The sequence below is a fragment of the Tritonibacter aquimaris genome (assembly GCF_009617595.1).
Classification (GTDB): Bacteria; Pseudomonadota; Alphaproteobacteria; order Rhodobacterales; family Rhodobacteraceae; genus Epibacterium; species Epibacterium aquimaris.
Genome location: NZ_WIXK01000005.1, coordinates 223,246 through 243,335, shown reverse-complemented (window position 1 = coordinate 243,335; position 20,090 = coordinate 223,246). Strand labels below are relative to the sequence as shown.

Here is a 20,090-nt window from a genome sequence, read left to right as displayed (position 1 = left end):
TTTGCCCCTCTTGGCTGCGCCAATTCACCCCCAGAAATAACAACCTGAGTATTTTTGAAAAGATGAAGATGCGGTGAGAGAGATCTCAGCGCATCTTCTAGTTTATCAGCGTATTTTTGACCAGCTCCGCCTTGCTCCAGTGGGTGTCGCTTTGCACATGCCCCGCGCGCACGTATTTACCCATATGAGTTGCCATATCCCCCTCAGCAAATGCATCTGACACCCGCAGCACAAAGCCTTCCTGGGTGTTGAAATCCATATCTTTCACCACCTGCGCCACAAGATCCTCGTGAAACACCCCCTGATACAGCACCGGCACCGGCGTAATACCCAGTGCCTGAAACCGCGCCAAAGTATCCGGCCAGGATTGGAACACGCCGCCCACGCTCCATGCAAAGCCCAGAAAATAGCTTGGCAACGCGTCATAAGAAATGCTGTGGCGCGCAAAAAGATATTCACCAATGATACGTTCATCGGGAGCAAGCTCTGGCGCAATGGTCGCGGCAAAGGCTTTGATCCAATCGCGCGACGGGTGGTAGCGCGCGTCCAGACTGCGGGGATGGGTGCCCCCTGCATGAAGAGTGGTGTTTTCACCATCCATCTTTTCGGTGATCACCACCTGCGAGGCGGCGCGCAAAACATCTTGATGCGGCACGCGCCGGTCATCTTTGCTCAACCCCGGTGACTGCGGCAGATGGTAGGTGCGCCCGTATTTGCGTGACATGGGTTTTCCTTTCTCATCCAACACATGCCAGATCCCGCACGCGCTGTCAGGTCAGGAATATAGCGCCCCTAGCGCAAAAAACGCGCTGCAATCGCCCCGTTCATATAGCTCACCACACCGCCAGACAGCGTTGCTGCCACCCGTTTGCTGTCAGCCTCCAGAATGGTCAGATCCGCGCGCAGGCCCGGTTTGATCTCACCACGATCCTTCAGCCCCAACACATCTGCCGGGCCGCGCGACACCAGATGCCAGGCTCCGGCAAGATCCAGCACCCCGCTGCGCTCCAGCAAAAGCGCGGCGCGGCGTGGGCTGGGATAGTGGTAATCTGACGCCAGCGCATCACACAGCCCCTCGGCAATCAGATCCTTGGCCGATACATTGCCATTGTGGGATCCCCCGCGCACCACGTTCGGCGCGCCTAAAATGATGTAATCACCACCCGCGCGCGCAGCCTCTGCTGCCTCTTGCGTTTCGGGAAACTCGCTGATCTTCACCCCACGCGCGCGCCACTCGGAACGCCCTGCCTCGCTTTGATCATCATGGGAGCCCATGCGCACATCACGCGCGCGCAGCAGCTCACATAGGGCATCAAGCGCCGCTGGCACCTCATCCCGGCGCGCGTGCATCTCTTGCATCATTGCCAGATGCACATCCGGGTTGCGTGCGGCCTTCAGCGCCTGCCCCACCAGCCGGGGTGGTTTTTTACCTGCCGCGAGTTTTGCATGGGGCAGATGGTCGTTGAACACCACATAAGGCAGATCATAGCGCGCAATCAGATCGGGCAGCGCGGCGTAGTCATCAATCATATGGGTTTCAAACCGCAGCTGCGGCATCAGATCAGTCGCGACTTGCCCCCGCACCGCAGCCAGCGCGGTAAACACGCGCTCCGCATACTCTGGCGCGCGCAAGCCCCCTTCCCAGCTGTAAAACTGCGCGAGCACGGCCGTGGAGATCCCATTGGCCGCAAACTCAGCCTCGGCTGCAAGCACGCCCTGATCCATCTCATTCATCGCACCGCGACGCGGGGCCAGATGACGTTCAAACCCGTCGCCATGCACATCGACAATGCCCGGCAGCACCAGAAAACCCTTGAGATCCACCTGACGCGCCTGCGCAGCGTCGCTCAGCTCAGCGCCGGTGATAGAAATGCTGCCCGCTTGGTCCAGCCCGTCGGGGCGCAGCACATCTGCGCCCACCAATGTGATGTCCAGCCCGCTCATCTTTTGTCCTTGCCTTGCTCAGTGGTGCCAAAAACCCCATCCCGCCAGCCAAGGGAAGGGTCAAAACGCGCCTCAGATAAAAAATGCACGACCTGCGCAATCACCACCGGATCATTCATCATAAACGTATGGGTCACCGGCAGCACGATCTGGGCTGTCATTCCTTTAGCTGCGGTGCTTTTGACAGAAACTTTGCCATCATCCTTGCCGGGGATCAGCGCCGAAAACAGCGGGTTCAGCGAGCGCGTGCCCGCAATCACCCCCAAGGGGTAATCCACCGGCGGCAGCTGCTGGATCAATGCGCCATCACCAGTGCCAAGCTCCATCCCCGCGGGGCCGTTCAAAAGCTCAAACAGCGCCCAGTCGCCCAGCTCATCCACCAGTTCGCTGCCATGATTGGGCGGGCCCAGCATCACCACGCGCCCCAGCGTTTCGGGCCGCCTCTCTGCCAGATACAGCCGGGTCAGAATGCCGCCCATGGAATGGCTGACAATATGGGAAGTCTCTGCACCACATTGCTCAAACGCCGCTGGCAGGGTTTCGCGGGCAAGCTCAGACACGTTTTTGCGGGTGGAGGGATAGCCCGGACGCACCACACGGTAGCCTTCGCGCTCTAGCGCGGCCTCCATCACCAGAAACGACGCCTCACTGCGCGCAAGACCATGCAGCAAAATTACACAGTCAGCGGAAACGGGGGCCGCGCCACATAGGAACGCCGCCACAACACTGGATCGAAACACATTCATAAGCCCGAGATAAGGCCCGCGCATCCCAAACAAAAGAGGCTGTGTTCAGGAGGTCGCCACAACCTTGGGCTTGGGGGCCAAAGCCACCAGCGCAATGCCACCAAGGATCAACGCCGATCCAATCACCAGCGCAAGCCCCACCGGCTCTGCCAAGAACAACGCGCCGCCGAGAATAGCCAGCACCGGCACGCTCAGCTGTACGGTTGCAGCCACCGGTCCCGGCAGCTGCGGCAGCACCGAATACCACAATGCATAGCCCAGCCCGGATGTGATCGCGCCCGACACCACCGCCAGCACGGCGCCCTGAAGGGTGATGACAGTGCCACCGCCCACATAGAGCAAAACCGGCAGGATCATGACGCTGGCCCAGCAGAAATTCAGCGCAGTTGACACCAGCGGCACGCTGACACCACGCCCAAGCAGTGAATAGATCCCCCAGCCCAAACCAGACACCGCCATCAAGGCCGCAGCCAAAAGATTGACCTCAGCCGCGCCGCCACGAGGCCAGACCACATAGGCCAGCCCCACCAGCGCCAGCGCCGCCCCCATCAGCTGCAACGCGCCGGGGCGCTGGTTTGTGAACGCGCCCCAGGCAAACATGGTGATCTGCACCACCGCAAACAGGATCAAAGCCCCAAGCCCCGCATCCAGATCCTTATAGGCCAGCGCAAACCCAACCATATAAAGCGTGAGCGACGCGCCGCCAAACAGGCTCATACGGCGCGGCTGTGCAATCTTTAGCCCCCGCGCCCGGCACAGGATCAGCAGCATCACCGCACCAGACAGCAGCCGCAGCAGGCCAAACCCGGTGGCATCCATCAGGCCATTGCCCACAGCAGCGCGCCCCAATACGGAATTGGCGGCAAAGGCAATCAGGGTGAGGCAGAGAAGAGTCATCAATCGCATTCGCCCTGCTTAGCGGCAGGGCACGTGCAATACTATCCTCAATCGGTGGCGACACAGCGATCACACAGCGATCCGATGTCACTTCACCGTGTGCAGCCGTTAGGACGACGCAGCCTGCGGCGCAGATGGCTCTTGCAGCAGCAACGCCATTTCCCGGCTTAGCAATTGACGCAGCACATTGGCATTGCGGCGCAGCAGTTCAGCATAGTGATCCTGGCGAATGCTGGCGCGGCTGCTGAGGATCCACAGGGTGAAATCGTCAAATTCAACCCCATCCAGCGGCACCAACGCCTCATCCTGGCGCGCAATAAATTCAGGCAAGATCCCAATCCCCTGCCCGGCTTTGACCGCAGCCGCCACCATGGTCAGGCTTGGGCAGCTGACCCGGCGCGTCTGCCCCAGCTTGGGCCAGACCAGATCCGGCACCGCAAGCTGCGGCGTGTCCACCGCAAAATGGCAGGGCGGCTGCTGGGTTTTCTCCGCATCAAACAGATCGCGGTGGCCATACAGGCGGAACGCCACCTGCCCCACCTCATGTCCCACCACATTGGGGCGCAGCTTATGACCCAGACACAGCGTCAGATCATTGCCGCGCACGCTTTGATCGGTGACATTGGTGGCGGTGCGCAGCTGAATGGGCTGCTCCGGCAGCTGATCCTGAATGCGATACCAGATCGGCAACAACAAATGTTCAAACAACAGATCCGGACAACACAGAACCAAAGGCGGCACCATATCCGTGCCTTTCAGCGCCGGTCGCCCGCGCCGCTCAACCAGTTCCGCAATACTGCGCGCCTGATGCGCCAACCCAAGGCCCGCATCGGTTAGGGCCCAGTCCTCCCCATGGCGCAAGATCAGCTCCGAGCCCATCCGGGTCTCAAGCTGTTCGATCCGCAAATTTATCGTATCCTGGCTGATTCCCAGCGCCTGTGCTGCCGCGGCTGACGTCTTGGCTTCACCAACCGCAAGCAGCACCGCCAGGTCTCGCCAGATATCTGGCTCTGGCTGTTCCATAAGGATTTCTACCGTTTAAAGTCACGCTCTGCCAAGGGTGGCAAGATCACTCATTACGGGAATGATGCATATTTTATGCTCGCAAGTCTTGTTTTTACCAAGATGTTACAAACCGCCTGTGCCCGCGCAGCAACAAACACCCCACAGCGTAGCTACACCCAGATCCGCAAAACCGCGCTGCCGCTTTGACCATGCCACATTCACCAGATGGCTGCTGTAAGGCCTAATTCACCTGTTCGAGCCTGTTCAACAGATGTTTGGCCCAGGCCATATGCTCAGCCACACGCGCATTGTCTTTGCCAAGGGCTTTCACCATCTCCAGATCCGCGATCCCTGCCCGAAGTTCCGCAGGATCTTGCGCCGCATCCCCCAGCTGCAGATGCATCGCCGCCCGTGCAAAATGGTATTGGGCGCGCGGGCTGTCCTGGCGCAGCAAAATCGCCGCATCATAATCCGCGATGGCCGCGCGCGGCTGGCCAAATTTGAGCGCCAGCAAATGGCCGCGATAGTAATAATCCACCGCCTTGCCCTCACCCGCCTTGATCAGATCACTGAGCTGCTCATAGGCGATCTCAAAATGAATGCGCTCCGAGCCGTGATCATAGTAATGCCAGGCCCGCATTCTGCGCGCATCTGCATCCCCTGCCCGCAGGCGCACATAGTCATCACAAGCCTTGGCCTGCGCGTCAAAATTCAACGCCTCTTCGCTTGGATGGCTGACCCCTTCAATACAGCCTCGCTCGGCCACGATCTCTGGTGTTACCTCAGCTGGGGGCAAAATGCCCGCACCCGCGGCTCCAAACAGTGCGGACAGCGCCAGCGCCACAACGCTCACATATCTCATGGTGAATACACCTACAAATAAATCAACCTATAGATGTATTCATGAAGGCGAATTCAGGCGATTTTAAGATGCTCGCGCAACTGTGATCTGCCGCTTAAAACCCCCCCTGGCGTCGCAGGTGCTGCGCCAATGCCTGACGGGCGATTTCGGCGGTGGAAACACCATGAAGATCGGCAAGATCCGCCAGCTGTTGCTGGGTCTTGCGCGGCAATTGTAGCGGCAGCGCAGTCTGTGCTGTGGTCAGTGGCTGCGGCCTAAGCCCCAGCAACAGCTCCTGTACAACCACCCGACGCAGCGCATCCCCCAGCCCACGGCGCGCCAGCGCCCTCAGGGCGACGCGTTCCTGCGCACTCATTGGCACCATCATCCGACGTCTGGGATCTTTGCGTGACATATCACAGCTATTTCCGAGCCCGCCACAAAAGGCAAGCACGCAGAAGAAACACCCACACAAAAGGCCACCCATCGGGGTGGCCTCAGATCTCTGCTAGGTTTTGCGAAATCAGCCGCGACGACGGCGCCGCAGTGCGGCCAACCCACCAAGCCCCACAAGCATCAGCGGCAATGCCGCAGGCAATGGCACTGGCGCAATCGAGCCATCCCCGGAGGTCAGTCTCAGCGAGAACCCATCAAGGCGTTTGGGGTCAAATATAAACGTATCGCTGATCGACAGGCTCCACTGACCAAATGCATTTTCGCCAATCAGATCCGCAAGCGTATCAATCGGGCGGAACGTGCCGCTGGTTGGGGTTCCGCTCACGGTGCTGGCGGCTGTGTCAGAAAACAGCACAGAAAACGCACCAAACGCGGAGCCCGAGTAGGTTCCCGTTGTCACCAGATCAATCGCTGTCCCGGCTGCGCTGGTCAGGGTCAGGCTCAGCTCATTGTTGAACGGAAATCCCACGCTGGTGCAGGGGCCAGTCGCAGAGCTGTAGCTGCCGCCACATGTCGAAAAATCCACCTGAATTTCAACATTCGAAATCGGCCCAGTCTCGGTCACATCAAACAGATGGGTGCGGGTTGAGTTGTCCGCGATCAGCCCCAGGTTATTCGCGCTGTAGGTCGCAGCAGAGGCCGCACCAGTCAAAGTCACAGCTGCAAGCGCCGCACAGAAAACACTCTTAAACTTCATTTCTTTCCCCCAAAAATGGATGGATCGGATGGGTTACTCATTAAACGTGCAGATCAGCCTAGACGTCAAAAACAACATTTCAACATAAAAAATTAATGTTTTCAGGAGAGAAACAATGGCAAAGGCCCGCTTGAGATTGACCGCAACATTGGCCCGAAAAAGCCGGATGGCATCAACCGGGCTGGGCGAAAAACGCCCCTTTGCCACTTTCCCCGCAGCGGCAAAGATCAAAATAACACTTTAAATTCGAATCATTCGGGCACCCAAATCCCCCCTTCACACCAGCCCAATTGCGCCAGAAAACAGGTCAGATGAACGCCCTCGATCGCCTTAAATCCGTAAATACCGAGGCCGAGCCAGATAAGATTTTCGACAGTTAGACTGCCGGATCCTCAGCATAGCTCGGCCTCTCTTTCTCACCGTTTCGGGCAGTTCTTGCTGTTAGATAGCTGCCTCCAGCCCGGCAGTCGCCGCCGTGGCAAAGGGGTAGTCATTATAGCCCATCTCACCACCCTGATAGAACGTGGTGCGATCAACCGTATTGAGCGTGAGCCCCGCGCGGAAACGGTGCACCAGATCAGGATTGGCCAGAAACGCCTCGCCAAAGGCGACCATATCCGCATGGCCCGCGCGGATCGCGGCCTCTGCCCGCGCCTGAGTGTAGCCATTGTTGGCGATATAGCGCCCGGGAAACAGGCGGCGCAGCTTGACGTAATCCACACTCTTGGGGGCATCTTTGATGTGGCCAAACACATTCATGCTTGCCTCGGTCACATGAAGATAGGCCAGACCCCGATCCGCAATCGCCGTCACGATGGTTTCAAAATGCACCTGTGGGTCTGAATCTGACATATCGTTGAAGCTGTTTTCCGGTGACAGTTTCAGCCCCACCCGATCGGCCGGATAGACCTGCGTCACCGCATCCAGAACCTCTTGCAGCAGACGCAGCCGGTTCTCAATCGTGCCGCCATAACCATCTTGGCGCTGGTTGGTGCCATCGCGCAGGAACTGATCAATCAGATAGCCATTGGCGCCATGTACCTCCACACCATCAAACCCTGCTGCTTTGGCCTTCAGCGCCGCCTGATGGTACTGCGCCACCACATCCGCCATTTCCCCCATCTCCAGCGGGCGCGGGGTTTCAAACGGCAGATAGCCCTGCGCCGTCACTGCAACTCCTTCGGGTTTCACCGCCGAGGCCGAGACCGGCAATATGCCACCTTCTTGATGCGAAGGGTGTGAAATACGGCCACAATGCTGCAGCTGTGCAAACATATGCCCCCCGGCAGAATGCACCGCATTCAACACCCGCAACCAACCTGCGGTCTGGGCGTCAGTAAACAGTCCGGGCGTGTTGGGATAGCCCACCCCCTGCTGTGAGATGGGTGCCGATTCCGAAATGATCAGCCCCGCGGTGGCCCGATCGCCATAGTGGCGCACCATCATCGGGCTTGGCACCCCTTCCGGCGTGGCGCGGCTGCGCGACAGCGGTGCCATCACCAGCCGGTTGGCCAAGGTATGCGATCCCAATGCAAGCGGAGAAAAAATATGATCCATAATAGCTTCCGTGATTCTAGGTCATTTGACCTAATCAATCTGGGACAGTTGACCTAATTAATCAACCGCAATGCCACCACCGCCGCCACAAAAAAGGGCCCACCAATCTGGTGAGCCCTCCTTTGCAGCCAATTCCCGGCTACAGATGTGACAAAGGCTCCCCAGGGGGAGCCTTTGCACTGCAGTGTAGACAGAATTTCCGGTGGAAATTCGTCTTACATCATGCCGCCCATGCCGCCCATGTCGGGCATTGCAGGTGCGCCTGCGCCTTCTTTGGAGGGCTTGTCTGCAACCATAGCTTCGGTGGTGACCAGCAGACCTGCAACCGATGCCGCATCTTCCAGAGCGGTACGGGTTACTTTTGCAGGGTCGATCACGCCGAAGGAGAACATGTCGCCATATTCTTCGGTCTGTGCGTTGAAGCCAAAGGAGGTTTCAACGGATTCACGGACTTTGCCCGCAACAACCGCACCGTCAACACCGGCGTTTTCAGCGATCTGGCGCAGCGGCGCTTCGATTGCTTTTGCGACGATTTTGATACCAGCGTTCTGGTCAGCGTTTGCGCCTTCCAGACCGACCAGCGCTTTACCAGCCTGAACCAGAGCAACACCACCACCAACGATGACGCCTTCCTGAACGGCCGCGCGGGTCGCGTTCAGCGCATCGTCAACACGGTCTTTGCGCTCTTTTACTTCTACTTCGGTCATGCCGCCAACGCGGATAACCGCAACGCCGCCTGCGAGTTTCGCAACGCGCTCTTGCAGTTTTTCACGGTCGTAGTCGGAAGAGGTTTCTTCGATCTGGCCGCGGATCTGAGCAACACGTGCTTCGATCTCTGCTTTCTCACCAGCGCCGTCCACAACAGTGGTTTCGTCTTTGGTGATCTGAACTTTCTTGGCGGTGCCAAGCATGTCCATGGTGACGTTTTCCAGCTTCATGCCCAGATCTTCAGAGATCACCTGGCCACCGGTCAGGATCGCGATGTCTTGCAGCATGGCTTTGCGGCGATCGCCGAAACCAGGTGCTTTAACAGCTGCGATTTTCAGACCGCCGCGCAGTTTGTTCACAACCAGAGTTGCCAGCGCTTCGCCTTCAACATCTTCTGCAATGATCAGCAGCGGCTTTTGCGACTGGATCACAGATTCCAGCAGCGGAACCATGGCTTGCAGCGAAGACAGTTTCTTCTCGTGCAGCAGGATCATGCAGTCTTCGAGTTCTGCAGTCATCTTGTCAGGGTTGGTGACAAAGTAAGGTGACAGGTAACCACGGTCGAACTGCATGCCTTCAACAACAGTTGTCTCGGTTTCCAGACCTTTGTTTTCTTCGACGGTGATAACACCTTCGTTGCCAACTTTCTGCATCGCGTCTGCGATCTGCTGACCGATTTCCGCTTCGCCGTTGGCAGAGATGGTGCCCACTTGCGCAACTTCGTCGCTGTCTGCAACCGGACGTGCAGAGGCTTTGATGCCTTCAACAACCTTGGCAGTTGCCAGGTCGATGCCGCGCTTCAGATCCATCGGGTTCAGGCCAGCAGCAACCTGCTTCAGACCTTCTTTAACGATGGCTTGTGCCAAAACGGTTGCGGTGGTGGTGCCGTCGCCTGCTTCGTCGTTGGTACGCGAAGCAACTTCTTTCACCATCTGTGCGCCCATGTTTTCGAACTTGTCTTCCAGCTCGATCTCTTTGGCAACAGATACACCATCTTTGGTGATGCGCGGTGCGCCGAACGATTTGTCCAGAACCACGTTACGGCCTTTGGGGCCCAGGGTTACTTTAACAGCGTCGGCCAGAATGTTCACGCCACGCAGCATTGCATTGCGGGCATCGGTGTCGAACTTGACGTCTTTTGCAGCCATGTTCTTTCTCCTTCGAGAATTAAGTTAGAATATGCGAAATAGGGATCAGAGAAGCGCGAGGGCTTACTCGATGATGCCCATGATGTCGCTTTCTTTCATCATCAGCAGCTCTTCGCCGTCGACGGTGACCTCGGTGCCGGACCATTTGCCGAACAGGATCTTGTCGCCAGCTTTAACAGCCATTGCGATCAGCTCACCGCTGTCCTTGCGTGCGCCTTCGCCGGTTGCGACGACTTCGCCTTCAGAAGGCTTTTCTTTTGCACTGTCGGGAATGATCAGGCCGCCTGCGGTTTTTTCTTCGCTTTCGGTGCGACGCACCAGCACGCGGTCATGAAGCGGTTTCAATGCCATCTTTGCAGCTCCTTAAGCTCAAAGTTTGTTTCTCTAAACACCCGCCCCGCCCTTCTTGGAAGCAGCGGATCCGGATCATTATCACTCACATCGACTGAGTGCTAACGGCAAGGAAGCTATGTCTGGGATTGGGTCCTGTCAACGGGGTCATTTGAGAAAATCTCTCGCTCTTTAGAAAGCCTGCGCAACAGGGCGTATCACGGCGCATTACTGCCTGCTGGAAACCATACCATTGTCCGCAAGGCGCGAATTTGGTGCAAAACGCCTACTGCGCTGGCAACCGCATCGGATACTGCGCCGGGTTCTAAGTAGTCACCTTATTGGTGACAGCACGGGCCAAATTGATGGCAGCACGGGCCAAATCACATTTTTTGCGCCCCGAATCGAATGGATTTCACAACCAAAGATCTGTTCTCCCCGCCAATGACATCCAGATCCAGCCGCGAAATGTGCCGCCATTGTGGCAACAGTATGCGCCCTTCGTGCCGCCGCAGAAAAAGTCGAAACAATACCCTAGCGCCAATATTCAATGTTTCAAATTTAGCGGATTGTTTGGGTATGAAAAATTAAAAATACTTTGAGATACACCGAGCATCCGAAATATCAATTATGAGGAAATGGTGATGAAACACCACATTCTAGCCGCTGCTCTCTGTCTTGCATCCGCTGCAGGTGCTCAGGCAGCCACCATTGCATTTGGTCCCACCGCCCAAGACGGTGCTGGCCCGAATATTGAGTTCAACAATCTTCTGGCTCTGCCAACTGTCATCGGTAATGCAACCTTCACGTTCTCGGTGCGCGGCGATCTGAACTGGTTTGGCGAATATGTCGATGTATCCATTGACGGTTTCTCGCTGGGCCGGGTGTTTGACAACAACCCTCGCAACGATGCCTTTGATTTCTATCGCGACCGCGCCACCCAGCAAACCGAGCTGCACACCGGATCCGCCACCATTGATCAAAGCGTCTTTGCCAATCTGGTCTCTGATGGCGAACTGAACATCCTGTTTGATTTCAGCCCCTTAGTAGACTGGAACGGCGCCGTGCGCCACCTGTCGGGCTCGATCACATATGATGCAGGTGTCGACAATAGCATCGCGCCTGTGCCGCTGCCTGCTTCGGCTGCGCTGCTCATCGGTGGGCTTTTTGGCCTTGGCGCTCTGCGCCGCCGCAAAAAGGCCACACGAATTTAAAAAAAGTAAATTCACCAAGGTCTCCAATACCCCTTTTTCAGCAAGACCTTTTCAAAAATACATTTCACAAATCAAAGGGAGGCTCTGGCCTCCCTTTATTTTTTGAAAGAAACCCAACACGGGCAACCTTTATACAAAAGGCCCCTGCGCAAGCTTTCGCAGCGTTCGGCACTCAACCCGCGGGTTCTTCACCGCTATAGGCCCAGTCTTTCAGCCCCTGCATCCCTGCCGGGCTCAGCTGGTAGATCCCGGTCTGAACCCGTTCAAACCAGCCATAGTGGTTTTTGGCCATGATCTGCGTCGCCTTGGGCACGGCCACCCCTTTGGCAACCGCGGCACCTTTGCTGGCGCCATGTTCGGCCAGATAGGTGGCACAGGCCAGCGCGTCCTGACGATAGGCGGTGACAATGCCGTGCCGGGTGGCTCCGCCTTGGTTGGGATCACCGCGCAGCCGGTCAAATTCACGCAAAAGTCGCGCCTGTTTCACCTTGGATTTGCGCGGCGCATAAGGCCCCGGATCACATTGCACCTCAGCCCGCCCATCACCCCGCACGGTGATCAGCCCCAGCCCCAGCCGACGACACATCGCAAGATTGTCGCGCAATTGCCGCCGTGCCTGCTGCCCGCTGGGGCGCGGCACCGCAATATAAACCAGATCCGTCACCGCCAGCCGGGCAATCGCCTGATGAAACAAAGACAGCGAAAACCTGAGCTTCAGCTCCACCACCACCGGGGGTTCATCGGCGCGGCGCGCCACCACATCGGCGGCCCCCACCTCGCCCTTCACCTCATAGCCCTGCCGTTCCAGCAGCGCTTTGATCGGGGCATATAGTTCATCTTCGCGTTTCATGGCACGATGATTGGCAGGTTCAGCAATAAGTGACAAGCAATCGCCCCCACCCCTCTTGCCAAGGTGGGATTTTGATCGTTAGCTCAACGACACATGCAGACATTAGGATCAACGATGAAACAGCTGTTGCGGGCCGTAACAAAACACCTGCCGCGTGGCTTGGGGCTAACGTCTGGCGTAAGACTGGGCCTGGGGCTGGGGCTGGCGCTTCAGGCCAGTGTTGCACTGGCCAATTGCACCGGCATTGACTACCGCAACCACCTGCCCACGGCTGTGGCTGAAAAGCTCGCCAAAGATATGGAGCGCACCCCCTTTGCCCGTGGCAATCACTGGGTGGCGCAAAAAGACGGCCAGACCCTCAATATCATTGGCACCATGCACAGCGGCGATCCCCGCATGGCCCGCATCATGCGCAAACTGCGCCCGGTGATTGCCAAGGCCGATGCGGTCTTTTTTGAAGTCACCGCCAGCGCCGTCAGCGATTTCCAGCAGGATTTCATCAAGAACCGCAATGCGTTCCTCTTGCCCAATGAGCGCACCCTGGCAGATGTCTTATCCGCCAAAGGCTGGGCCCAGTTTCAGGCCTATGCGCAAAACGCAGGCTTTGACATCCGCGCGGTGGAGCGGCTGCAACCCTGGGCCATCAGCACGTTTCTGGTACAAAGCAACTGCCGCAGGCTGGGCTTTGGGGTGAACCGCGGGCTGGATGATCGCATTGAACGCTTTGCCATTCGCAAGGGCATCCCCATTGGCGCGCTCGAAAATGTGGGCGACAGCGTTACCGTTATGGCCCGTATCCCTGTGCGCGATCAGGCGCGGATACTGGAAACCGATATTGCGCTGCTGCTCTCAAACCGCCCAGAAGATGCCACCCCGATCGAGGCTTATTTTGACCAATCCGTCTGGCAGGCGTTTTTGCTGCAGCCGTGGATTGTGCAGCATTATGTGGACACCCCACCCAATGAATTGGTGCGGCTGGACAAGCTGTTCAATTCCGCACTGCTGACCCGGCGCAACCGGGAATGGATCACCAGCCTGACCAACCTCCCCGGCGAGCGGGTGGTGGTTGCGGTGGGCAGCGCCCATCTGCCGGGTGAGAACGGCATTTTGAACTTGTTAAAACAGCAAGGCTATACCCTGTCGCGTGCCGCGTTCTGATCACGGCGTTTGGGCGATGGCAAAGCCTGTGCTAACACTCAGCCCAAATCATCGCCGCACAACCCCACGGACCCCATGGGACTAAGATCACAATGCTAAAGAACACGATTACAAAATTTCTTCTGCCACTGCTGCTGGCACCAAGCCTGGGCTATGCCGCCTGCAATGGTCAGGATCTGCGCCAGAGCATGGCCGCAGAGCTGCGCCAGTCGGTTACCTCGGAAGTGGCGGCCATTCCCTTTGCCGAAGGCAATTTTTACCGCGCCCAACGGGGCGAACGCATCCTCAATCTGATTGGCACCGTCCATATCAATGATGCGCGTCTTGATCCGTTGATGGGCGTGCTGGCTCCGATGACGCAGGATGCGGATGTTGTGTTTCTCGAAAGCACCCCGGATGACATCCAGCAGATGCAGCTGGATCTGCTGAAACTGCCGGAACTGACTTTCATCACCGAAGGGCCAACCCTGATTGATCGCCTGCCAGCCGATGACTGGGCCGTGCTTGCCCATAAGGCCGAGGCTGCGGGCATTCCACCGTGGATGGCGGCCAAGATGCGGCCCTGGTTTCTGGCGACTGCGCTGTCGTTGCCCCCATGCCTGCGCGACGGCACAAATGTTGAGCTTGGCCTCGACAAACGCATCGCACGGGTTGCCCAACAGGCCAATGTGCCGCTCGCCTCGCTTGAGGACGCGCTGGAAGTGATCCGCATGATGAACGAAGATCCGCTGGATGTGCAACTGCGCCAGATGCGGCCGCAGATTGCGCTCATTGGTGGCGGCGGCGAAGGTGCGGACAATATCACCACCATGCTTGCCGCCTATTTCGATGAACGCGTGGCCGAATTTCTGGCCCTGACCCATGCGGAGTTTCTCACCAGTGGCACCCTGCCCAAAGAGGACGCCGAAAAGATCTGGGATGGGTTCATGGACCGGCTGCTGCGCCAGCGCAACGAAGCCTGGATGCCGGTGATTGAAGCCCAAGAGGGCAACAATATCGTGATTGCCGTTGGTGCGCTGCACCTGTCAGGTGAACATGGCTTGCTTAAGCTGTTGCAAAATAGCGGCTATACAATTGAGCGGATGCACTACCCGGACATCCACTAAACCGTACAGATCCTGCCCCCCCTTAGCAGGGGGGCACCGCACGCAGTTTCAGCTGCATCACCTTATCTGCCCCAAAAAGCCCCGACAGAAATTCAAGCCGGTTGGGCACCTGCTGTTCAAGCTTTGTGCGCACCGAGGCAGGCAGCCGTTCGGGGTGGTGGAAATAGGTCATGGCAAACAGGGCCGTTTCCGCCAGATCCTCTCCATCCGGATGATTGGCCGCATAGGTGGTGACAAAACCCCCATCGCGACGCTGTGCTTCTTTCCAGCCTTTATTGGATGCAAAGGCGTGATCCAGCGTGGCATGCACCGTTTCGTGAAACACGGTTTCTTCCAGATCATGGGTACGTATGCGTTTGGCCATGTTCTGATCATACAGAACAAAGAACCGGCCCAGATCTTCGGCAAATGCGGTTTCATCGCCTTTGTGGATCACAACATGATCCAGGTTCACCCGCATCAGGCTGGGCAGACGTCCAAGCGGCCCGACAAGCTGTTCAACCACCCGCTTGGCCGCAGTGCGATCGCCAATGTCGGGATGCACCCAGACGCCAATCTGCGCCCCATCCTGAAACCGGGTTTCAAACACATGGACCCCATCCGCAAACAGCGCACCACCGCGTTTGTCCGGCATCTCTTTGCGCTCTTTCCCGACATAGCGCATGCAGTGAAACAGGCTGGGGTCAGAGGTTTTGATAAAATCGATATCGTTGGACACCACCGAATTGGGAAACAGCGGCTCGGCGCAGGCCAGCGCAGGCATCAGGGAAAGTGCCAGAAAAGCAGAACGCAACATTGCAAAACCCATAAAATGAAATCTGATTTCAGGCTGCCCGGACCCGGATACATACGCAACGGATGAATCCCCCACCCCCGAGCCACGGTCCCTTTTGTCGCAGGTTTTCTGCACCGCAACATGTACAGGTGACAAGGCGCAAGCTTGTGCCTATAAGGCGGCTAAACCCGATATATCTACCCTAAGGAGTGCCCACATGACCCTGCAGGTTTTTGGCCATAAATCCCCCGACACCGATTCCACCGGCTCCCCGCTGATCTGGGCCTGGTATCTGAACGAAGTCAAAGGCGTTGCCGCCGAAGCCGTTCTGCTGGGTGAACCAAACACCGAGGCTGCGTTTGTGGTGGAAAAATGGGGTTTTGACAAACCCGCCATCAAGACCGAATTCGCAGCAGGCACCCCGGCGATCATCGTTGACACCAACAACCCGGCCGAACTGCCCGCCAACATCAACGAACTCGACGTGCAGGCGATCATCGACCACCACAAACTGGTTGGCGGTCTGGAAACCAAAGGCCCGATCGACATCACCGTGCGCCCGCTGGCCTGCACCGCCACCATCATGTATGACCTGATGGGTGATGACGCGGCGAAAATGCCCGACAACATCAAAGGCCTGATGCTGTCATGCATCCTGTCCGACACGCTGGAATTCCGCTCCCCGACCACCACCGATCACGACAAAGCGCTGGCTGAAAAGCTCGCGGCTGAGCTGAACCTGGATCTGGGTGCATATGCGTCGGAAATGTTTGCGGCAAAATCCGATGTCTCCGCATTCTCTGATGCAGAACTCATCCGCATGGATTCCAAAGAATACGCGGTAGACGGCGTGAAATTCCGCGTCTCCGTTCTTGAAACCACCGCACCGGAAATCCCGCTGAACCGTAAGGCCAGCCTGATGGAAACCTACGCCACCGTTCAAGCCGAAGATGGCGTGGATCAGGTGCTGCTGTTTGTGGTCGACATCCTGAAAGAAGAAGCAACCCTTCTGGTGCCCAACGACGTTGTGAAAACCGTTGCTGAAAAAAGCTTTGGCGCAAGCGTTGAAGGCGACAGCGTTGTTCTGCCCGGCGTCATGTCGCGCAAGAAACAGATCATCCCGAACCTTAAGGTCTGATCTCCCCTCCAGATGGTCTGAAACAGATCATGGTTTGATACAGAAAACGCGCTCCAACCGGAGCGCGTTTTTTTCATGCATGGCAGCCTTGCGCGCAAAAACGCTATACATCTGCGAAAAAATCCTCTAGGGACGGCGCTTCACTTCAGGCTAGCCACAGATATGCCCAGCGAATGGATCGGCATCGATTGGTCAGACCTGACCTATGGCGCGGGGTGCGCCAGACATATATGATCGGATCCTTACGTGAAACTTTCCATCAAACAGGCGCTCGAGGCGCGTGGCTATACCTCTTTGACCCCCGTTCAGGAAGCAGTGAGCGACCCGGAACTGGCGGGGCTCGACCTTCTGGTTTCAGCGCAGACCGGCTCGGGCAAGACCGTGGGCTTTGGTCTGGCGATTGCGCCCACCGTGCTGGGCACCAATGATCAATTCAAAGCAGCAGGCGCACCGCTGGCGCTGGTGATTGCCCCGACCCGCGAGCTGGCGCTGCAGGTTAAACGTGAGCTCGCGTGGCTTTATGGTCAGGCCGGTGTTGTGATGGCGTCCTGTGTGGGCGGCATGGACATGCGCGATGAGCGTCGCAGCCTTACACGCGGGGCCCATATTGTTGTGGCAACGCCGGGCCGTCTGCGCGACCATATCACCCGTGGCCACATCGACCTGAGCGCGCTGCGTGCTGTGGTGCTGGATGAAGCCGATGAAATGCTTGATCTGGGTTTTCGCGAAGATCTGGAGTTCATCCTTGGCGAAGCCCCGGAAGAGCGTCAGACGCTGCTGTTCTCGGCCACGGTTTCAAAGCCGATTGCCAAACTTGCCGAAAGCTACCAGCGCGATGCACAGCGCATTTCCACGCTGAACGCCAAAGAGCAGCACAGCGACATTTCCTATCTGGCGCTAAAGGTTGCTCCGCAAGATGTGGAAAACGCCATTATCAACGTGCTGCGCTATCATGAATCGCCCAATGCGATTGTATTTGCCAACACCCGCGCTGCCGTCAGCCGCATGGTGACTCGCCTGTCAAACCGTGGTTTTTCTGCGGTGTCGCTGTCGGGAGAGCTGACCCAGAGCGAGCGCGCCAATGCGCTGCAGGCGATGCGCGACGGGCGGGCCCGGATCTGTGTGGCAACCGATGTGGCCGCGCGCGGCATCGACCTGCCCAATCTGGATCTGGTGATCCACGCCGATCTGCCCAAAGCCTCAGAAACCCTGTTGCACCGCTCAGGCCGGACCGGCCGCGCCGGTCGTAAAGGTGTCAGCGCGCTGATCGTTGGCCCCAAATCCATGCGCAAGGCAGATCGTTTGCTGCGTGACGCCAAGCTCGAAGCAGAATGGCAGGCCGCCCCCAGCGCAGATGAGGTGCGCGCCCGCGATCTGGAACGGATGCTTGCAGATCCGTCATGGGAAGAAACAACACCTGACAGCCTGGCAGAGGCCCGCGCGGCGTTGATCGAAAAGTTCGATCAGGAAACACTGGCAGCAGGTTATCTGCGCCTGTGGTCGCAAGTGCGCACCGCCCCCGAAGAACTGTCAAACCCCGATGATCGTCAAAAGCGTGAGCCACGTGCCCCCTTTGGCCCCTCAGTCTGGTTTGCAGTCAAAGGTGGCCGCGCCGCCAATGCCGAACCGCGCCGCATTCTGCCGATGCTGTGTGATCTAAACGGTCTGAGCAAAGAAAACATCGGTGCCATCCGCATTCAAGAAGACGAAAGCTTTGTTGAAATCCAGGAAGGCGCGGCTGATGCGCTGGCACAGGCCATCGAAGTCTCTGGTGCGCTGGCCGATGGCAGCCGGGTGACCCGTCTGAAAAACGCCCCGAAACTGGAGCCCCGGCCCAAGCGCAGCTTTGGCAAAGGTGGTCCCGGTGGCCGGGATGGTGATCGTGGTGGTTTCAAAAAGCGTGACGACCGTCCCCGTGATGACAAGCCCCGCGGCGAGCGCCCCTCCTACAAAGACCGCGACAACCGCAGCTCCGACGCGCCACGTGCAGCCCGCGCCACCGAAGCCAAGCCCCGCAAAAGCTATGATGGTGATCAACGCGGCGACTGGGGGGATAAGAAACCCCGCCATAACGGTAAATCAGATGGCGACGCACCGCGCGCAAAACCCCGTCACAAAGATGGTGACCGGTTTGATCGCCCAAAATCCGGCGGGAAATTTGGCGACCGTGATGGTGGCAGACCCGCAGGTCGACCCTCTGGAAAACCAGGTGGAAAACCAGGCGGTAAACCCGGTGGCAAATTCGGCGATCGCGATGCTGGTGCCTCTCGCGGCAAACCTGCTGGTAAATTCTCTGACGGGGCAAAATCGCGTGGCTTTGGCGGCAAAGGTTCAGACGCCAAACCCAGCCGCAAAGGCCCGCCGCCCCCAGAAGGCAAGCCCAACAGCAAGAAAAACAAAGCCCGCCGCGCAGCAGATCCCAGCCAGCGCATGGCCCCACCGCGCGCCAAACGCTAAACATTGAGTTGCTCTGATAAAGCCTCCCTTCGGGGAGGCTTTATGCGTTGTGACGACGCCCCTTTAGGGGCCTGAGCCACAACGCCCCCGCGCGCGAAAGACTGGCCAAACCCCTGCCCCTCTGCCATAGATCTGCCAACGCAAAATTGGCCAAAGGGGGCGCATATGTCTCAGATCATCCAAAACCTCGCTGAGGTCTCGCAAAACTACCGGGCGCTGTTTGTCGATCTTTGGGGCTGTGTTCACAATGGCATCACCGCCTACCCCGATGCGGTCAAGGCGCTGCAGAGCTATCGCAAAAGCGGCGGCATTGTGGTGCTGGTGACCAATTCGCCAAAACCGCGCGCAGGCGTGATGGATCAGCTCGGCCAGTTTGGCGTGCCCGAAGATGCCTATGACACCATTGCCACCTCAGGCGACAGCGCACGCGCGGCGATGTTCACCGGCGCTGTAGGCCAGAAGGTCTATTTCATGGGCGAATGGCAACGCGACTGGGGCTTTTTTGAACCCCTCAATGTGATCGACAACCCGATTGAAATCACCCGCGTGCCGCTTGCCGAGGCCGAAGGCATTGTCTGCTGCGGCCCCTTTGACACCCAGGCTGATCCGTCGGTGAATCGGGCTGATTTCCTGCTGGCCAAAACCAATGGGCTGAAGCTGCTCTGCGCAAACCCCGATATCGTGGTGGACCGCGGCCACACCCGGGAATGGTGCGCGGGCGCTTTGGCCAAGCTTTACACTGAAATGGGCGGCGAAAGCCTCTATTTTGGCAAACCTTACCCGCCGATCTATGATCTGGCACGCCGTCGCCTGGCGGAAGTGGACAAATCTATTCAGGACGATGAGATTCTGGCGATTGGTGATGGCCCCCATACCGATATTTCCGGTGCCATGGGCGAAGGTATCGACAGCCTGTTCATCACCGGCGGCCTGGCGGCACAGGAAACCAAAACCAACGACCAACCCGATCCCGAGGCGCTAAAAACCTATCTGGATCAGGAAAAATCTGCCCCCACCTTTAGTATTGGTTTTCTACGCTAACGCAGATTTCCCTTGATTTTCT

At 57.9% G+C, this 20,090-nt stretch carries 20 protein-coding genes; 7 read left to right on the top strand and 13 right to left on the bottom strand.

The window, feature by feature from the left end:
- Window positions 1–97: 97 nt before the first annotated feature.
- The 8 genes from GG681_RS11535 to GG681_RS11500 form a co-directional block, all read right to left on the bottom strand.
- Window positions 98–724 carry an RNA ligase family protein gene (locus GG681_RS11535; RefSeq protein ID WP_153548160.1) on the bottom strand — a complete coding sequence of 209 codons (627 nt, stop codon included), beginning with the start codon at window positions 722–724 and terminating at the stop codon, window positions 98–100.
- A gap of 68 nt (window positions 725–792) precedes the next feature.
- Window positions 793–1,944 carry an alpha-D-ribose 1-methylphosphonate 5-triphosphate diphosphatase gene (locus GG681_RS11530; RefSeq protein WP_153548159.1) on the bottom strand — a complete coding sequence of 384 codons (1,152 nt, stop codon included), beginning with the start codon at window positions 1,942–1,944 and terminating at the stop codon, window positions 793–795.
- Window positions 1,941–2,690 (bottom strand): alpha/beta fold hydrolase, encoded by a 750-nt coding sequence (locus GG681_RS11525; protein WP_153548158.1) that lies wholly within the window; start codon window positions 2,688–2,690, stop codon window positions 1,941–1,943. The genes GG681_RS11530 and GG681_RS11525 overlap by 4 nt, the downstream gene beginning before the upstream one ends.
- A 45-nt stretch (window positions 2,691–2,735) precedes the next feature.
- Window positions 2,736–3,596 (bottom strand): DMT family transporter, encoded by an 861-nt coding sequence (locus GG681_RS11520; protein WP_153548157.1) that lies wholly within the window; start codon window positions 3,594–3,596, stop codon window positions 2,736–2,738.
- Between the two features lie 99 nt (window positions 3,597–3,695).
- The gene (locus tag GG681_RS11515) at window positions 3,696–4,610 is read right to left on the bottom strand and encodes a LysR family transcriptional regulator (RefSeq protein WP_153548156.1); all 915 of its coding nucleotides are present in this window, start codon (window positions 4,608–4,610) and stop codon (window positions 3,696–3,698) included.
- Window positions 4,611–4,833: 223 nt separating this feature from the next.
- A complete protein-coding gene (locus GG681_RS11510) occupies window positions 4,834–5,454 on the bottom strand; it encodes a hypothetical protein (protein WP_153548155.1) in 621 nt (206 codons plus the stop codon).
- Window positions 5,455–5,548: 94 nt separating this feature from the next.
- The gene (locus tag GG681_RS11505) at window positions 5,549–5,809 is read right to left on the bottom strand and encodes a hypothetical protein (protein ID WP_153548154.1); all 261 of its coding nucleotides are present in this window, start codon (window positions 5,807–5,809) and stop codon (window positions 5,549–5,551) included.
- Between the two features lie 147 nt (window positions 5,810–5,956).
- Window positions 5,957–6,586, bottom strand: coding sequence for a VPLPA-CTERM sorting domain-containing protein (locus tag GG681_RS11500; RefSeq protein WP_153548153.1), 630 nt, complete (start codon window positions 6,584–6,586; stop codon window positions 5,957–5,959).
- Between the two features lie 115 nt (window positions 6,587–6,701).
- Between GG681_RS11500 and GG681_RS18025 the strand changes: the two genes are divergently transcribed.
- A complete protein-coding gene (locus GG681_RS18025; protein WP_268969000.1) occupies window positions 6,702–6,830 on the top strand; it encodes a hypothetical protein in 129 nt (42 codons plus the stop codon).
- A 197-nt stretch (window positions 6,831–7,027) separates the two neighbouring features.
- Here GG681_RS18025 and GG681_RS11495 read toward each other — a convergent pair whose 3' ends face one another.
- From GG681_RS11495 to groES, 3 genes are all read right to left on the bottom strand, one after another.
- Window positions 7,028–8,143, bottom strand: coding sequence for an alkene reductase (locus GG681_RS11495; protein ID WP_153548152.1), 1,116 nt, complete (start codon window positions 8,141–8,143; stop codon window positions 7,028–7,030).
- Window positions 8,144–8,358: 215 nt separating this feature from the next.
- On the bottom strand, window positions 8,359–9,999 hold the full coding sequence (gene groL / locus GG681_RS11490; RefSeq protein WP_153548151.1) for a chaperonin GroEL: 1,641 nt from the start codon (window positions 9,997–9,999) through the stop codon (window positions 8,359–8,361).
- A 63-nt stretch (window positions 10,000–10,062) separates the two neighbouring features.
- Window positions 10,063–10,350 (bottom strand): co-chaperone GroES, encoded by a 288-nt coding sequence (gene groES / locus GG681_RS11485; RefSeq protein ID WP_153548150.1) that lies wholly within the window; start codon window positions 10,348–10,350, stop codon window positions 10,063–10,065.
- Window positions 10,351–10,973: 623 nt separating this feature from the next.
- Here groES and GG681_RS11480 point away from each other — a divergent pair.
- Window positions 10,974–11,543: a VPLPA-CTERM sorting domain-containing protein gene (locus tag GG681_RS11480; protein ID WP_153548149.1), complete on the top strand. Its 570-nt coding sequence runs from the start codon at window positions 10,974–10,976 to the stop codon at window positions 11,541–11,543.
- Window positions 11,544–11,715: 172 nt separating this feature from the next.
- Here the strand turns inward: GG681_RS11480 and GG681_RS11475 are convergent, their stop codons facing one another.
- Entirely contained in the window at window positions 11,716–12,393 is a 678-nt protein-coding gene (locus GG681_RS11475; protein ID WP_153548325.1) for a DUF2161 domain-containing phosphodiesterase, read from the bottom strand.
- Between the two features lie 114 nt (window positions 12,394–12,507).
- Between GG681_RS11475 and GG681_RS11470 the strand changes: the two genes are divergently transcribed.
- Both GG681_RS11470 and GG681_RS11465 read left to right on the top strand, forming a co-directional pair.
- The gene (locus GG681_RS11470) at window positions 12,508–13,551 is read left to right on the top strand and encodes a TraB/GumN family protein (protein WP_153548148.1); all 1,044 of its coding nucleotides are present in this window, start codon (window positions 12,508–12,510) and stop codon (window positions 13,549–13,551) included.
- Window positions 13,552–13,643: 92 nt separating this feature from the next.
- On the top strand, window positions 13,644–14,657 hold the full coding sequence (locus tag GG681_RS11465; RefSeq protein ID WP_153548147.1) for a TraB/GumN family protein: 1,014 nt from the start codon (window positions 13,644–13,646) through the stop codon (window positions 14,655–14,657).
- A 22-nt stretch (window positions 14,658–14,679) separates the two neighbouring features.
- Here the strand turns inward: GG681_RS11465 and GG681_RS11460 are convergent, their stop codons facing one another.
- The gene (locus tag GG681_RS11460; RefSeq protein ID WP_153548146.1) at window positions 14,680–15,453 is read right to left on the bottom strand and encodes a hypothetical protein; all 774 of its coding nucleotides are present in this window, start codon (window positions 15,451–15,453) and stop codon (window positions 14,680–14,682) included.
- 196 nt (window positions 15,454–15,649) lie between these two features.
- Between GG681_RS11460 and GG681_RS11455 the strand changes: the two genes are divergently transcribed.
- The 3 genes from GG681_RS11455 to GG681_RS11445 all read left to right on the top strand — a co-directional run bounded on the left by GG681_RS11455 (window position 15,650) and on the right by GG681_RS11445 (window position 20,068).
- Window positions 15,650–16,570 carry a manganese-dependent inorganic pyrophosphatase gene (locus tag GG681_RS11455; RefSeq protein ID WP_153548145.1) on the top strand — a complete coding sequence of 307 codons (921 nt, stop codon included), beginning with the start codon at window positions 15,650–15,652 and terminating at the stop codon, window positions 16,568–16,570.
- Between the two features lie 246 nt (window positions 16,571–16,816).
- Window positions 16,817–19,027: a DEAD/DEAH box helicase gene (locus tag GG681_RS11450; protein WP_328593358.1), complete on the top strand. Its 2,211-nt coding sequence runs from the start codon at window positions 16,817–16,819 to the stop codon at window positions 19,025–19,027.
- Window positions 19,028–19,192: 165 nt separating this feature from the next.
- Window positions 19,193–20,068 (top strand): TIGR01459 family HAD-type hydrolase, encoded by an 876-nt coding sequence (locus tag GG681_RS11445; protein WP_153548144.1) that lies wholly within the window; start codon window positions 19,193–19,195, stop codon window positions 20,066–20,068.
- The last annotated feature ends 22 nt before the right edge of the window (window positions 20,069–20,090 follow it).

Coding starts and splice junctions, on each gene's coding strand:
- GG681_RS11515 (WP_153548156.1), bottom strand. CDS start 4,610: ATGGAACAGCCAGAGCCAGATATCTGGCGAGACCTGGCGGTGCTGCTT.
- GG681_RS11510 (WP_153548155.1), bottom strand. CDS start 5,454: ATGAGATATGTGAGCGTTGTGGCGCTGGCGCTGTCCGCACTGTTTGGA.
- GG681_RS11525 (WP_153548158.1), bottom strand. CDS start 2,690: ATGAATGTGTTTCGATCCAGTGTTGTGGCGGCGTTCCTATGTGGCGCG.
- groL (WP_153548151.1), bottom strand. CDS start 9,999: ATGGCTGCAAAAGACGTCAAGTTCGACACCGATGCCCGCAATGCAATG.
- GG681_RS11480 (WP_153548149.1), top strand. CDS start 10,974: ATGAAACACCACATTCTAGCCGCTGCTCTCTGTCTTGCATCCGCTGCA.
- GG681_RS11505 (WP_153548154.1), bottom strand. CDS start 5,809: ATGAGTGCGCAGGAACGCGTCGCCCTGAGGGCGCTGGCGCGCCGTGGG.
- GG681_RS11495 (WP_153548152.1), bottom strand. CDS start 8,143: ATGGATCATATTTTTTCTCCGCTTGCATTGGGATCGCATACCTTGGCC.
- groES (WP_153548150.1), bottom strand. CDS start 10,350: ATGGCATTGAAACCGCTTCATGACCGCGTGCTGGTGCGTCGCACCGAA.
- GG681_RS11470 (WP_153548148.1), top strand. CDS start 12,508: ATGAAACAGCTGTTGCGGGCCGTAACAAAACACCTGCCGCGTGGCTTG.
- GG681_RS11520 (WP_153548157.1), bottom strand. CDS start 3,596: ATGCGATTGATGACTCTTCTCTGCCTCACCCTGATTGCCTTTGCCGCC.
- GG681_RS11460 (WP_153548146.1), bottom strand. CDS start 15,453: ATGTTGCGTTCTGCTTTTCTGGCACTTTCCCTGATGCCTGCGCTGGCC.
- GG681_RS11500 (WP_153548153.1), bottom strand. CDS start 6,586: ATGAAGTTTAAGAGTGTTTTCTGTGCGGCGCTTGCAGCTGTGACTTTG.
- GG681_RS11465 (WP_153548147.1), top strand. CDS start 13,644: ATGCTAAAGAACACGATTACAAAATTTCTTCTGCCACTGCTGCTGGCA.
- GG681_RS11475 (WP_153548325.1), bottom strand. CDS start 12,393: ATGAAACGCGAAGATGAACTATATGCCCCGATCAAAGCGCTGCTGGAA.
- GG681_RS11445 (WP_153548144.1), top strand. CDS start 19,193: ATGTCTCAGATCATCCAAAACCTCGCTGAGGTCTCGCAAAACTACCGG.
- GG681_RS18025 (WP_268969000.1), top strand. CDS start 6,702: ATGGCAAAGGCCCGCTTGAGATTGACCGCAACATTGGCCCGAAAAAGC.
- GG681_RS11535 (WP_153548160.1), bottom strand. CDS start 724: ATGTCACGCAAATACGGGCGCACCTACCATCTGCCGCAGTCACCGGGG.
- GG681_RS11530 (WP_153548159.1), bottom strand. CDS start 1,944: ATGAGCGGGCTGGACATCACATTGGTGGGCGCAGATGTGCTGCGCCCC.
- GG681_RS11455 (WP_153548145.1), top strand. CDS start 15,650: ATGACCCTGCAGGTTTTTGGCCATAAATCCCCCGACACCGATTCCACC.